We start from the raw sequence: 14,018 nt of genomic DNA, 5'->3' as shown, positions 1-14,018 counted from the left end.
CCGGGCTAGCCCCCGGATCCCGCTTCTTCGCACCCGGCCACCAGAAGCGGGACCTCGGATCAAGTCCGGGGTTGACGGTGATGAAGCGCGCCGCTCAAGCGACATGCATCATCCTAATCTCCCCTCCCTGACAAGGGAGGGATCGGGGGTGGGTCGGCTCGACACGACAGGTCACCTCCTGCCTCAACCCACCCCCAGCCCCTCCCTTCCAGGGAGGGAAGCAGGTCGCCTACGCCGCCTCAGCGTCCAACCCGTACGCCGTGTGCAGCACACGCACCGCCAGCTCGGTCTCGTCCTCGTGGATCAACACGCTGACCTTGATCTCGCTGGTCGAGATGGCGAGGATGTTGATCCCGCGCGCGCCCAGCGTCTCGAACATTGTCGAGGCGACACCCGCGTGGCTGCGCATGCCGACGCCGACGACGCTGATCTTCGCCACCCGCGTGTCGTGGATCAGCTCGCCGAAGCCGATCTCGCCCCGCGCCTGGTTGAGCGCCTCGATCGAGCGCGGCAGGTCGGCCGACGGCACGGTGAAGGTGACGTCGGTCGCGCTGGTCGATCCGCTGCTGCGGTGTGCGATGTTCTGGATGATCATGTCGACGTTGATGTTCGCCGCCGACAACGGCGCAAAAATCGCCGCGACCGAGCCGGGCTTGTCGGGCACGCCCGTCAGCGTGATCTTGGCCTCGTTCTTGTCGTGTGCGATGCCGGTGATGAGCTGGCGTTCCACGTCTTCGATCTCCTCTTCGCCCACGATCATCGTGCCGGGCAATGTATCCGCCGCGGGCGCATCGTCGCCGGTCAGCGACGACAGCACCTGAACGCGCACCTGTTCCTTCATCGCGAGCCCGACCGAGCGCGTCTGCAACACCTTCGCGCCGACCGACGCCAGTTCGAGCATCTCCTCGTACGTCACCTGGCGTAGCTTGCGCGCGCGCGGCACGATGCGCGGGTCGGTGGTATAGACGCCGTCGACGTCGGTGTAGATGTCGCACCGATCCGCCTTCATCGCCGCCGCGACCGCCACCGCCGAGGTGTCCGAGCCGCCGCGCCCCAGCGTGGTGATCCGCCCGTCTTCGCTGACGCCCTGGAAGCCGGGGATCACCGCGACCTCGCCCGCCGACAGGCTCGCGTTCAGCGCCTCGGTGTCGATCTCCCCGATCCGCGCCTTGGCGAACGCCTGATCGGTGTGGATCGGCAATTGCCACCCCAGCCACGACCGCGCGCTGACCCCGATCGCCTGTAGGGCGATCGCGAGCAATCCGCTCGTCACCTGCTCGCCAGCAGCCACCACCACGTCATATTCGCGCGGATCGTAGAGCGGCGACGCCTCGCGGCAGAAACCGACCAGCCGATCGGTCTCCCCCGCCATCGCGGAGACGACCACCGCCACCTCGTTGCCCGCGTCATGCTCGCGTTTGACGCGCGCGGCGACCGAACGGATGCGCTCGATGCCCGCCATCGAGGTGCCGCCGAACTTCATCACGATGCGCGCCATGCCGCTGGTCCAAACGCCTTGGGGTAAGAGGGCGGTCCTGATAGGATCGCGCCATGACGACCGCAACCGTAACAACCGCGACGACTTCCAGCCCCGTTCACGCATCGGTGATCGACCGCGAGGCGGCGCATTTCGGGCGTATGGCGGCGGAATGGTGGGACCCGAAGGGCTCGTCGGCGATGCTCCACCGTCTCAACCCGGTGCGGCTGAAATATCTGCGCCAGCGCGTCGACAGCCACTGGGACCTCGACGATCATAGCTTCCAGGCGCTCCGCGGTAAACGCGTGCTCGACGTCGGTTGCGGCGCCGGGCTGCTCGCCGAACCGCTCGCGCGACTAGGGGCAAGCGTCACCGCGATCGACGCCGCGGGCGAGAGCATCTCGGTCGCGCGCGACCACGCTTCACGCCGCGGGCTCGCGATCGACTACCGCGTCGGCGGAATCGAGGCCGCGGCGGGCGAGCGCTTCGATCTCGTCACCTCGATGGAGGTAATCGAGCACGTCTCCGACCCCGCCGCCTTCGTGCGCGGCCTCGCGGACGCGGTCGCGCCCGGCGGATTGCTCGTCATGTCGACGCCCAACCGCACCTGGCTGACCCGCCTGGCGCTGGTCGAGGGGGCGGAGCGCACCGGCATCATCCCGCGCGGCACGCACGATTGGGACAAGTTCCTCACCCCCGACGAACTCGCCGCGATGGTGCGCGAGGCTGGGCTGGAAGTGATCGACACGACCGGGCTGATTCTGTCGACCAACGGTTTCGCGCTCGGCCAATCGACGACACTCGATTATTTCCTGACTGCGCGGCGAGTGGAGGACTCGCCACAAGGGCAGAACATGGTCACGCTACCGAACCCCGCTGCCCTGCCAAAGCCTGCCGGCTGAGCAACCGCGCCTGAGTCTGCGCTACGGCGGTGCTGCTACCCTATCGCCTAGAGAGTCCATGCTCGATAGGCTGACTTCGCCTGACCCAACATGCGTGGACATGTGTCCTATAGCTACTGGAAGGTCGCGACAGGTCACCAGACCCTAAACAAACCAACCAACCTCAGCAGTTCGTCCTGTGATGAGCGGTCGATGCGCGCGCTTACCCGCGTGGCGAAGTCTTAGCCGTAGCCTTCACCCACTGCTGTCCGTTAGAGCGGCAGGTCGCGCTGATCACCGGGAACAACAGATCGTTGTTGCGCGCGAGGGCGGCGGGCATCGCCGCCTGACACTGCGCCACGTTGCTGTAACGGACCGGATCGACGCGCGCCTCGGTGCAAGCGGTATTCGCGTCACCGCAGCCCATGATCGCCATGACAAAGAATGCTGCTTCCATGATCCGGCCTCCCTTATGTCGTGTAAAACGAGGCAGTTGGCCGGTAGTTCCACTTAGGCTATTGACAGACTTTCGCGTTCGCGCCGTTTTGGATCAACCGCCGCTACATTGACGCGAGCACCCGCGCGCACGACATCGCTGGCAATGCCCCCGCAATCTTTCACGACCCCCGGCACCGAGCGTCCGCTGCTGCCGACGATCCGCCGCTTCCTCCCCGATCTGTGGCCCAGCGACGCACCCGGCATGAAGCTGCGCGTCGCGGGCGCGATGGCGCTGGTGATCGCGTCCAAGCTCGTTCAGGTCTATGGCGCACCGTTCGCGCTCCAGGGCGCGATCGACGGCATGGCCGGCGGGTCGGGCGGCATCGCGCGCACCCCCGTCTCGCTCGTGGTGCTGCTGATCCTCGGCTACGCCGCCGCGCGCTTCGGCTCGACGCTGTTCGACAATTTGCGCAACACCGTGTTCGAGCGTGTCGGACAGGAAGCCACCCGTCGCCTCGCCGCGCGCGTGTTCCGCCACCTCCACCAACTATCGCTGCGCTTTCACCTCGAACGCCGCACCGGTGCGGTCACCAAGGTGGTCGAGCGCGGCACCAAGAGCATCGACACGATGCTCTACTTCCTGCTGTTCAACATCGCGCCGACAATCCTCGAACTCGCACTCGTGCTCGGCATCTTCTGGGTGAAGTTCGGCTGGCCGCTCGTTGCCGCGACATTGGTGATGGTCGCGGTTTACATCTGGTTCACGCGCATGGTCACCGACTGGCGCTCGTCGTTGCGCGAACGGATGAACGACCTCGACACCGGTGCGGTCGCGCACGCGGTCGACTCGCTGCTGAACTTCGAGACGGTGAAGTACTTCGGGGCGGAGGAGCGCGAGGCACGCCGCTACGACAATGCGATGCGCTCCTACGCCGACGCCGCGGTCAAGTCGGAGAACAGCCTTGCCTGGCTCAACGTCGGGCAGGCGCTCATCACCAACCTGATGCTCGGCGCGGGGATGGCCTATGTCGCCTGGGGCTGGAGCCAGGGGCGCTTCACCGCGGGTAACGTCGTGCTCGTCTCGACACTACTGTCGCAGCTGTTCCGCCCGCTCGACCTGCTCGGCATGGTGTATCGCACGATCCGGCAGGGCGTGATCGACATGGGATCGATGTTCGACCTGATCGACACGCCGTCCGAGGTCACCGACGCGCCCGCGGCGCAGCCGCTGTCGGTCGCGCGCGGCCATGTCCGGTTCGAGGACGTCCGCTTCGGCTATGACGACGGCATGCCGATCCTGAAGGGCATCGACCTAGACGTCGCGCCCGGCAGCACGGTCGCGGTGGTCGGCCCGTCGGGCGCGGGCAAGTCGACGCTCGCGCGGCTGATGTACCGTTTCTACGACCTGACCGGCGGGCGCATCACGATCGACGGGCAGGATATCGCGCAGGTGACGCAGGCGTCTTTACGCGCCGCGATCGGCATCGTGCCGCAGGACACGGTGCTGTTCAACGACACGATCGGCTACAACATCGCCTACGGCCGCGCCGACGCGACGCAGGCCGACATCGAGGGCGCGGCGAAGGGTGCGGCGATCGCGGGCTTCATCGAACGCCAGCCCGACGGCTATGCCACGCGCGTCGGCGAACGCGGGCTGAAACTGTCGGGCGGCGAGAAGCAGCGCGTCGCGATCGCGCGTACCCTGCTCAAGAACCCCCCGGTCCTGATCCTCGACGAGGCGACCAGCGCGCTCGACAGCCGCACCGAGGCCGAGATCATGGATACGCTGGAGGCGATCGAGCGCGGGCGCACCACGATCGTTATCGCGCACCGCCTGTCCACCATCGTCCACGCCGACCAGATCGTCGTGCTGGAGGCCGGACAGGTCGTCGAGCGCGGCACCCACGCCGACCTACTCCGCCGCGGCGGGCTCTACGCCGAAATGTGGGACCGCCAGGCCAACGAACGCGAGGAAGCCGAAGCCGAGGCAGCCTGACCCCCCAGCCCATCCCAAATCTGCTCCCCTCCTTGGAAGGGAGGGGTCGGGGGTGGGTAGGTGCGACACGAGACGCCACCGCGCGCAAGAGGCCTCTAACCCTTCCTTGCCAGGGAGCAGGACTGCTCCCCGTACGCTGCCGATCGTTCACCGCCACGTCAGCCGCGCTGCCCTAATCGTTGCACAACGTTGCGCGCACCCTTGAAGCGCACCGCGCCCGGGTGCATCACGCGCACCATACACGCCCCAAGAGGATCACCGATGCGTCTGCTCGCTGCCACTGCCCTGATGACCCTGATGTCGACCACCGCAATCGCGCAAACCACGCCGGCACCTGCCGCGCCCGCGAGCACCACGCTGCCCGCCTCCAACCCGTTCGCGCAACCCAGCACTTTGCCGCTCCAGGCGCCGCCGTTCGACCGCATCAAGAGCAGCGACTATGCCCCCGCGCTCCTCGCCGGCATGGCGCAGCAGCGCGCCGAGATCAACGCGATCACCCGCGCGCGCTCGGCCCCGACGTTCGAGAACACGATCGCCGCGATGGAGCGCTCGGGCCGCCTGCTCGAGCGCGCCAGCATGGCCTTCTACGGCGTCGTCGGCGCCAACACCGACGATACGCTGCAGAAGACGCAGGCCGATCTCGCGCCGAAGTTCGCCGCGCATCAGGACGCGATCAACCTCGACCCCGCACTCTTCGCGCGCGTGAAGACGCTGTACGACCAGCGCCGGTCGCTCCGCCTCGATCCCGAGCAGTTGCAGGTCCTGACGCTCACCTACGAGGGGATGGTCCGCGCCGGCGCGCAGCTCTCGGCGGCCGACAAGCAGACGCTCAGCCAGTATAACAGCCAGCTCTCGACGCTGGAAACCGCGTTCCAGCAGAAGCTGCTGGCCGCCGCGAAGGCCGGCGCGCTGGTGGTCGACGACAAGGCGAAGCTCGCCGGACTGTCCGACGCGGAGATCGCCGCCGCCGCCGATGCCGCCAAGGCGCGCGGGATGGACGGCAAGTACGTGCTGACGCTCCAGAACACAACGCAGCAGCCCGAACTCGCGACAATGAAGGACCGCGCAACGCGCGAGGCTTTGTTCAACGCCAGCTGGAATCGCGCGAGCAAGGGTGACGCGAACGACACCCGCGACACGATCTCGCAGATCGCATTGCTGCGCGCGCAAAAGGCCAAGCTGCTCGGCTTCCCGACATGGGCCGACTACGTCCTCCAGGACCAGATGGCGAAGAACCCGAAGACCGCATTGGGCTTCATGCAGCAGCTCGGCACGCCCGTCGCTGCCGAGCAGCGGCGCGAGGCCGCCGAGCTCCAGGCGCAGATCAAGGCGACCGGCGGCAACTTCCAGTTGAAGCCGTGGGACTGGGACTTCTACTCGGAACAGGTCCGCAAGGCGAAGTACGACCTCAACCAGGACGAGCTGAAGCCGTATTTCGAGATCAACAAGGTGCTGACCGACGGCGTGTTCTACGCCGCCAACCAGCTCTACGGTCTGAACTTCAAGCGTCGCACCGACATTCCCGTCTATCAGCCCGACGTGACGGTCTATGAAGTGACGGAAGAGAATGGCACGGTCGTCGGCCTGATGTACTTCGACTATTGGAAGCGCGACAACAAGAACGGCGGCGCGTGGATGTCGAACTTCGTCAATCAGTCGCGGCTGAACGGCACCAAGCCGGTGATCTACAATGTCGGCAACTTCACCAAGCCCGCCGCCGGCCAGCCCGCGCTGGTCAGCTTCGACGACGTGGTGACGATGTTCCACGAATTCGGCCACGCACTCCACGGCCTGTTCGCGAACCAGACCTATCCGAGCGTCTCGGGCACCAACACCGCGCGTGATTTCGTCGAGTTCCCGTCGCAGTTCAACGAGCACTGGGCGCTCGATCCCAAGGTGCTGCCGCACTATGCCGTCAACTACAAGACCGGCGCGGTGATCCCGCAGGCGCTGGTCGACAAGATCAAGCGCGCCGGCACGTTCAACTCGGGCTATTCGTTCGGCGAGGCGCTCGCCGCGGCCGAGATGGACATGAGCTGGCACTCGCTGACCGCCGCACAAGGCAAGCAGAACGCCGACCAGTTCGAGGCTAAGGCGCTCGCCGCCACCGGGCTCGACGTCGCCGACGTGCCGCCGCGCTACCGCTCGCCCTATTTCCTCCACATCTGGGGCAACGGCTATTCGGCGGGTTACTATGCCTATAGCTGGACCAAGATGCTGAGCGCCAACGCGTTCAATTGGTTCGAGCAGCACGGCGGGATGACGCGCGCCAACGGCCAGCGTTTCCGCGACATGATCCTGTCGAAGGGTCACACGATGGATTACGCGCCGATGTTCCGCGCTTTCAACGGCGCCGACCCGCAGGTCGCACCGCTCCTCGCGGACCTCGGCCTCAACGCCGACGGCTCGCGCATCGCACCCAGCACCGGCGCCACGCCCAACAGCGACGGCCCGGTCCCGACCACGCCCGCCCCGCGCCCCGCCGCACCGGGCAAGATCGGCAAGTAACGCCTAACCAGCGACCGTCATCCCGGGCTCGACCCCGGGGTGACAGCAGGCTCCTCACCCCAGCATGTCGCGCGTCTCGGGGTGCTTCTCCATATAGGCCCGCACGAAACGGCACTGCGGCACCACCTTCAACCCGCGATCACGCGCTGAATCGAGCGCCGCCTGGATCAGCTTCGTGCCCACCCCGCGCCCCTCGATCTCGGGCGGCACCTCGGTATGGGTGAAGACGATCGTGTCGCCCTCCAACTGATACGCCGCGATCGCGCGGTAGCCGTCCACGGTCAGCTCGAATTCCTGCTCGGCCTTGTTGTCGATCACGCTCTTCATGTTCGCTCCATCACCGCGAGCACCTGCCCGCTTCGTCGCGAGCCCCAACGCCCCGCCCCGCTCGCCTGTTGCGCGACACGCCCGCAATACCGATAGGGGCTGGGTGAACGACCCCAGGCACGAACTACAACGCATCTTCGGCTTTCCCGACTTCCGCGGCGTCCAGCGGCAGGTCGTCGACCGCACGCTTGGGCACCAGCGCACGCTCGCGGTGATGCCGACCGGCGCGGGCAAGTCGCTGACCTATCAGCTCCCCGCCGCGATGCTGCCGGGCACCTGCGTCGTCGTGTCGCCGCTGATCGCGCTGATGCACGACCAGCTCCGCGCCGCCGAGGCGGTCGGCCTCGCCGCCGCGACGCTCACCAGCGTCGACGAGAACCGCGCCGAGACGATGCAACGCTTCCGCGACGGCCAGCTCGACCTGCTCTACGTGGCACCCGAGCGCGCCTCGAACGCGAGCTTCCGCGACCTGCTCTCCGCCGCCCCCCTCGCGCTGTTCGCGATCGACGAGGCGCATTGCGTCAGCGAATGGGGCCACGATTTCCGCCCCGACTACCGCCTGCTGCGCCCGCTGCTCGACAGCTTCCCAGACGTGCCGCGCCTCGCGCTCACCGCCACCGCCGACGCGCACACCCGCGCCGATATCCTCGAACAGCTCGGCATCCCGACCGAGGGGATGATCGTCGCCGGCTTCGACCGCCCCAACATTCGCTACACGATCCAGCCGAAGGACAATCTCACCCGCCAGATCGCCGACGTGGTGCGCGACACAGCGGGGCCCGGCATCGTCTACGTCCAGACCCGCGCCGCGACCGAGAAGATGGCCGCCGCGCTCGCCGCCACCGGCCGCCCGACGCGCGCCTATCACGCCGGATTGGACCCAGCGATCCGCGCCAAGAACCAGCGCGATTTCGTCGCTTCCGAAGACATGGTGATGTGCGCCACCGTCGCGTTCGGCATGGGTATCGACAAGCCCGACGTCCGCTTCGTCGCGCACGCCGGGCTGCCCAAGTCGATCGAGGCCTATTACCAGGAAACCGGCCGCGCCGGGCGCGACGGCGACCCTAGCGTCGCGCACCTGTTCTGGGGCGCCGAGGACTTCGCCCGCGCGCGACAACGCATCGCCGAGATGGAGCCCGAACGCCACTCAGGCGAGCGCCAACGCCTCGCCAGCTTGGGCGCGCTGGTCGAAACCGCCGGCTGCCGTCGCGCGATCCTGTTGCGCCATTTCGGCGAGGACCCGCCCGCAACGTGCGGCAATTGCGACAATTGCCTCTCCCCCCCGCGCTCGACCGACGCCACCGAGGTCGCGCGCAAATATCTCTCGGCCGTGTTCCGCACCGGTCAGATGTTCGGCATGGGCTATATCGAGAGCGTGCTGACCGCGAAGTCGAGCGAGCGCAGCCTGATGAACGGGCACGAGCAACTCTCGGTCTGGGGCATCGTCGAGGGCGACGACGCCGCACTGCTCAAGCCGGTCGGGCGTGCACTCCTGCTGCGCGATGCGCTGCGTACCAACGAACACGGCGGCCTCGAGTTCGGCCCCGGCGCGCGCGCGATCCTGAAGGGCGAGGCCGACGTCGCGCTGCTGGAGGCACCCGCCCGGCCTAAACGCCGCCGCGGGAGCGGCTCGGGCGCCACCGCCAACCCGACCGACGATCCGCTGTTCGAGGCGCTCCGCGCGCGCCGCCGCGATCTCGCCAAGGAACAGGGCGTGCCCCCCTACGTCATCTTCCACGACTCGGTCCTGCGCGAGATGGCGGAGGCACGCCCGCGTGACGCCTGGGCACTCGGGCGCATCACCGGCATCGGTCAGCGCAAGCTCGACGCCTATGGCGACGCCTTCCTCCAGGTCATCCGCGACCAGGGCTAACCCGCCTAAGCTCCCTCCCATCCAAGCTCCCCTCCCTGAAAGGGAGGGGCTGGGGGTGGGTCGGTTGCGGAGGTGACGTATCGCGCCGGGCCCACCCACCCCCGCCCTTCCCTTCCCGGGAGAGAGAGCCCGCGGAGCCGTACCCCCGATACCTTCTCCCCGCCCAGAACAAGCCCGAGCCCGGCACGACAGGCAATTTGTCCCTCACACCCCCGTGACGCACGCCCCGCCATCCCCTATCGCCACGCGCATGGACATCCGCCGCATCGACGCGCGCATCGCCGTCTCGCCCCAGATTGACCCCGCCGACATCGCCGCGATCAAGGCGGCGGGCTTCACCGCGATCGTCAACAACCGTCCCGACGGTGAGGAACCCGCGCAGCCGAGCGGCGACGCGGTCCGCGCCGCAGCGGAGGACGCCGGGCTCGCCTATACCTCGATCCCCGTCACCCACGCAGGCTTCTCACACCCGCAGGTCGCCGCGATGATCGACGCGATCGCGCAGGCGAACGGCCCGGTCCTCGCCTACTGCCGCTCGGGCACGCGCTCGTGCAACCTGTGGGCGCTCGCCGCCGCCGGGCTGGGCGAGGATCAGGACGAGCTCGTCGCCAAGGGTGCGGGTGCCGGTTACGACCTGAACAGCTTGCGCCCGCTGATGGACGCGGTCGCGCCGAAACGGAGTGACGAGGCGCAGTGATCGCGTGCCAGTGGAGGGCCGCGTGATGTTCGGGTTCGGCCGACCCAATCGCCTGCTGCGCTCCCCCGACGAGGTGATCGCGGCGATCGCGGAAACGGACACCGCCTTTCCCGCAATCGACGCGCTCGTCTCCAACGACGGTCGCTCAGGGCTCGCGATCGACGGCGCGGGTCGCGTGCTCGCGATGCGACTGCGCGGCGCGCGCGTGATCGCCCGCGTGGTGCCGTGGACCGCGCTGCGCCAGACGGTCGAGGGCATCGTGATCGACAGCGGCGAGCGTCGCTTCGGCACGGTCACGCTGATCGGCATCAGCGCGCTCGACGTCCGCCGCCTGGGACAACCGACCGCCGAAACCCTCGACGTGCCGTAACCGGCACCCGTACCCTTCGTCGCGCCTCGCGCGTTTACCGCGCGCAACAAGGAGAGCAGACGATGGCGACCACTCCCGATCCCCTCCCCGATCACGGCGAACACGACCCAGCGCAGACCGGCGTCGAGCCGACCGAAGCCGATGGCATCGCCAACCCCGAGCAGCCGCCGATGGACGACGAGCCCTCCGGCCTGCCCGATAAGGAAGGCGACGAGCTCGGCGACTTCGCCTGATCATCGGCCCCGTCGCGGCCCGCCGCCGCGATGGGGCCGCTTCCGTGCGGCGCGCGCTTGATGAGCGCCATGACATCGGAGGGAACGATCTGCGCCGCGGCAACGGTTCCGCGTCGAACAGCGGGATGACCGAGGCTACCCGCTCCGAACACCAACGATGCTGCGGGATACCTGGGATCAGGCTCGCGTCCCGAACGTGCCTCGGCGTTTCACGTCACCAGCTTGCGCAAGCCTTCGATCGTGTCCGCCTCGTGTGCGGGCTTGTCGGTGCGGATGCGCGCGATCCGGGGAAAGCGCATCGCCAGCCCCGATTTGTGCCGCTTCGATTCGTGGATCGAATCGAACGCGATCTCCAGCACCATCGACCGCTCGACCTCGCGCACCGGCCCGAAGCGGTTGGTGGTGTGGTGCCGCACGAAGCGGTCGAGCTGGCGAAGCTCCTCGTCGGTGATCCCCTGATACGCCTTGCCGACCGGCAGCAACTCGCCCTCGCCTGCCGCCCCGCCGGTCCAGCAACCGAAGGTATAATCGCTGTAATAGGATGATCGCCGCCCATTGCCGCGCTGCGCGTACATCATCACGCAATCGGCGGTCAGCGGATCGCGCTTCCACTTGTACCACAGCCCCGCGCGCCGCCCGGCGACGTAGGGCGCGTCGCGCCGCTTGAGCATCATGCCCTCGATCGCCGCGTCGCGCGCGCCCATGCGGATGGCTTCGAGCACGGTGAAATCCTCCGCCTCGACGACCGCCGACAGATCGAACCGATCGGGATCGAGCCGCGGCATGAACGCCTCCAGCCGCGCGCGCCGCTCGTTCCAGCCGAGCGCGCGCAGATCCTCCGTGCCGTCGAACAAGATGTCGTACAGCCGCACGAATGCCGGGCTTTCTTCCAGCATCTTCGCCGACACGACCTTCCGCCCCAGCCGCTGCTGCAGCGCGTTGAAGCTCGCCGCACCCCCGCCGTCCTCAAGCGTGCCACCCTGCACGTCGCCCTTCACCATCAACTCGCCGTCGAGCACGCCGGGGGTGCGGAACGCCGCCGCCACGTCCGGGAATGCGCGCGTCACGTCGTCGCCGGTGCGGCTGTAGAGCCGCGTCTCGCCATGCCCGTCCGCACCCACGACGTGAACCAGCTGGACGCGAATACCGTCCCACTTCCACTCCGCGACATAGTCGGACAGGTCGACGCGCAGTTCTTCCAGCGGGTGCGCCAGCATGAACGGGCGGAACACCGGCACATCGGCAGGCGTCGGCTGCTCGCCCGATCCTTCCGCCCAGGCGAACAAGGTCGGGTACGGCGGCTCCAGCCCGTGCCAAACCTCCTCTACCGCATCGACGTCGAGCCCGAACGCGTCCGCTAGCGCCTGTTTCGCCAGCCTGGACGACACACCGACGCGCAACGATCCCGTCGCCATCTTGAGCAGCGCGAATCGCTCCTCCGCGTCCAACCGGTCGAGCATTCCGGCGAGCACCCCGCCCGCGTCCGACCGCGACAGGTGCATCAGCGCGTCCACTACCGCCGACACGGAGAGCGGCGCCGCCTCCACCACCCCCGCGGGCTCCGGCCACAGCAGCGCGATCGTCTCCGCGGTATCGCCGACATACTCCCGGCTCATCCGGAACAGGACGGGATCGAACCGCTCCTCGATCAACGCGCGCAGCAGCGCCGGCTTGACGCCCGGCAGGTCGAGGTCACCCGTCAACGCCGCCATCGCCCAACCCCGATCCGGGTCGGGTGTCGCGCGCAGGTAATCGCCGATCAGCTTCAACTTGGCGTTGCGCGACCGGGTATAGATCAGCGAGTCGAGAAGCTGCGCGAAGGCGTGCATGGGGGCGTAACGATCGGCGCGCGACTGGGCTCCCGCGCGTGTTCGGTTACGCCAATGCCGCGTTCCGCGAGGAGTGGACCGCACCACCTGAGCGACACCGCGAACACCGCGACGATCGACAGCAGCCCGACGGGGATCGTCGTCACCTGCATCATCGCACGACCAAACAGCGGCACGATCCACGCGACCGCCAGCAGCGTCCGGTCGTACCGCCGAAAACCATGCTTCACACCATCGGCGACCAGAAAGGCGATTCCCATGCCCAAGGGCACCAGGTCATAGTCGAGCAGATAGGGTGTCGAGAGCAGCCCGGCCGCGATCACCGCGGCGTTGCGCACGAACGGCCTCGCTCGGCTTGCCGCCAGCATCGCACCCGCGATCGCCAGCATCGCCGTCGCGCTCTGAACCACCCAGGCCGGTCCGGTCCCCAGCCCCCAGTTGCGCGCGGCGGCGAACACGCTCTGTATCTTCTCCCATCCGGTCGCGCCGGCTTCGATCACGAGCGCTTGCGTCAGCGGCAATGAGTGGAAAAACGCGACCCATACGGGCAGGCCCCAGATCACCAGCGTCAGCGCACAAAGCAGTGCGGCCGACGCCAGCGCGCCCATGATCGCGCGCCCGTGCCCGCCGACGATCAGCACCGCTGGCAGCGCCAGCCCGAACTGCGGCTTGTACACGATACACCCCAGCAGCATGCCGGCGACCATCGGCCGCTTGTCGAGCAACAGCAATCCGCCGCCCAGCAGCGCCGCGGTCAGGAAGCCGTTGTGCCCGTGCCCCAGACAGACCAACACCACCGGCGCACCGATCGCCGCCAGCATCGTGCCGCGCCCTGGCAGGATCGCACGAACGGTGATCAGCGCCAGCGCCAGCGTCGACGCCTGCCACACGATCAGCGCCGGCAGGTATTGCAGCAACGCCAGCAACGACGCGACCAACAGGAACGGTGGTGGATAATGCCAACCGTAGAAGGGGATGTCGCCGCGCCCGTGGACGACGCGCTGTACCGCGAGTTGCGCCGACCAGTCCCACGCGAGCGCGGCGCGCCCGTCCAGCGCCATTCGCCCTGCGGTCCAGACGTTGGAGAAATCGGTGCCCAGCGGGCGACCAAAGGCATCAACCGTGCCGTGCGCGGTGGCGAACAGATAGCCGATCACCGCGACCGTCGCCACGAGCGAGAAGAACGCGACCATCCTGACGCGCGCCGCGGTCAGCCACGCCCCGCTCGCCAGCACATTCTCCCTCGCCCATTCGACCATGCGGGGAAGTCTAGCCCAAGCGGTACAAATTCGACGTTAACGATGTTCGGCGAACGCCGCGGCGCGCGCCGAACATCGCTTCACGCCATGACCCGGTCCGCTGCAGCGGGCGAGCACGACCCTTGCGTCG

General features: G+C 67.9%; 12 protein-coding genes. 7 read left to right on the top strand and 5 right to left on the bottom strand.

From position 1 onward, the window contains the following. Positions 1 to 229: 229 nt before the first annotated feature. A complete protein-coding gene (locus tag HRV97_RS01455; RefSeq protein WP_174191926.1) occupies positions 230 to 1,498 on the bottom strand; it encodes an aspartate kinase in 1,269 nt (422 codons plus the stop codon). A 53-nt stretch (positions 1,499 to 1,551) separates the two neighbouring features. Between HRV97_RS01455 and ubiG the strand changes: the two genes are divergently transcribed. Continuing rightward, positions 1,552 to 2,379, top strand: coding sequence for a bifunctional 2-polyprenyl-6-hydroxyphenol methylase/3-demethylubiquinol 3-O-methyltransferase UbiG (gene ubiG / locus HRV97_RS01450; RefSeq protein WP_174191925.1), 828 nt, complete (start codon positions 1,552 to 1,554; stop codon positions 2,377 to 2,379). A 202-nt stretch (positions 2,380 to 2,581) separates the two neighbouring features. Here the strand turns inward: ubiG and HRV97_RS01445 are convergent, their stop codons facing one another. After that, a complete protein-coding gene (locus HRV97_RS01445; protein ID WP_174191924.1) occupies positions 2,582 to 2,815 on the bottom strand; it encodes a hypothetical protein in 234 nt (77 codons plus the stop codon). A gap of 144 nt (positions 2,816 to 2,959) precedes the next feature. On the opposite strand from HRV97_RS01445, the gene HRV97_RS01440 reads away from it, so the two are divergent. Continuing rightward, positions 2,960 to 4,792 (top strand): ABCB family ABC transporter ATP-binding protein/permease, encoded by a 1,833-nt coding sequence (locus HRV97_RS01440; RefSeq protein WP_174191923.1) that lies wholly within the window; start codon positions 2,960 to 2,962, stop codon positions 4,790 to 4,792. Between the two features lie 261 nt (positions 4,793 to 5,053). Continuing rightward, entirely contained in the window at positions 5,054 to 7,300 is a 2,247-nt protein-coding gene (locus tag HRV97_RS01435; RefSeq protein ID WP_174191922.1) for a M3 family metallopeptidase, read from the top strand. Between the two features lie 54 nt (positions 7,301 to 7,354). Here HRV97_RS01435 and HRV97_RS01430 read toward each other — a convergent pair whose 3' ends face one another. Further along, positions 7,355 to 7,627, bottom strand: coding sequence for a GNAT family N-acetyltransferase (locus HRV97_RS01430; protein WP_174191921.1), 273 nt, complete (start codon positions 7,625 to 7,627; stop codon positions 7,355 to 7,357). 103 nt (positions 7,628 to 7,730) lie between these two features. Between HRV97_RS01430 and recQ the strand changes: the two genes are divergently transcribed. From recQ to HRV97_RS01410, 4 genes are all read left to right on the top strand, one after another. Further along, positions 7,731 to 9,500: a DNA helicase RecQ gene (recQ, locus tag HRV97_RS01425; protein ID WP_174191920.1), complete on the top strand. Its 1,770-nt coding sequence runs from the start codon at positions 7,731 to 7,733 to the stop codon at positions 9,498 to 9,500. Between the two features lie 250 nt (positions 9,501 to 9,750). Continuing rightward, positions 9,751 to 10,197, top strand: a complete 447-nt coding sequence (locus tag HRV97_RS01420) for a protein tyrosine phosphatase family protein (RefSeq protein WP_174191919.1) — start codon at positions 9,751 to 9,753, stop codon at positions 10,195 to 10,197. 22 nt (positions 10,198 to 10,219) lie between these two features. Further along, positions 10,220 to 10,567 (top strand): hypothetical protein, encoded by a 348-nt coding sequence (locus HRV97_RS01415; RefSeq protein WP_174191918.1) that lies wholly within the window; start codon positions 10,220 to 10,222, stop codon positions 10,565 to 10,567. A 62-nt stretch (positions 10,568 to 10,629) separates the two neighbouring features. Beyond that, a complete protein-coding gene (locus tag HRV97_RS01410) occupies positions 10,630 to 10,800 on the top strand; it encodes a hypothetical protein (RefSeq protein ID WP_174191917.1) in 171 nt (56 codons plus the stop codon). A 209-nt stretch (positions 10,801 to 11,009) separates the two neighbouring features. Here the strand turns inward: HRV97_RS01410 and HRV97_RS01405 are convergent, their stop codons facing one another. Then, positions 11,010 to 12,629, bottom strand: coding sequence for a cisplatin damage response ATP-dependent DNA ligase (locus HRV97_RS01405; RefSeq protein ID WP_174191916.1), 1,620 nt, complete (start codon positions 12,627 to 12,629; stop codon positions 11,010 to 11,012). Further along, positions 12,596 to 13,888: a glycosyltransferase family 87 protein gene (locus HRV97_RS01400; protein WP_174191915.1), complete on the bottom strand. Its 1,293-nt coding sequence runs from the start codon at positions 13,886 to 13,888 to the stop codon at positions 12,596 to 12,598. Before HRV97_RS01400 ends, HRV97_RS01405 begins: the two co-directional genes overlap by 34 nt. Positions 13,889 to 14,018 lie beyond the last annotated feature (130 nt).

The sequence above is a fragment of the Sphingomonas hominis genome (genome assembly GCF_013328205.1).
GTDB lineage: Bacteria > Pseudomonadota > Alphaproteobacteria > Sphingomonadales > Sphingomonadaceae > Sphingomonas > Sphingomonas hominis.
The sequence above is the reverse complement of the archived record's forward strand: the minus strand, read 5'-3'. Positions and strand labels throughout refer to the sequence as shown.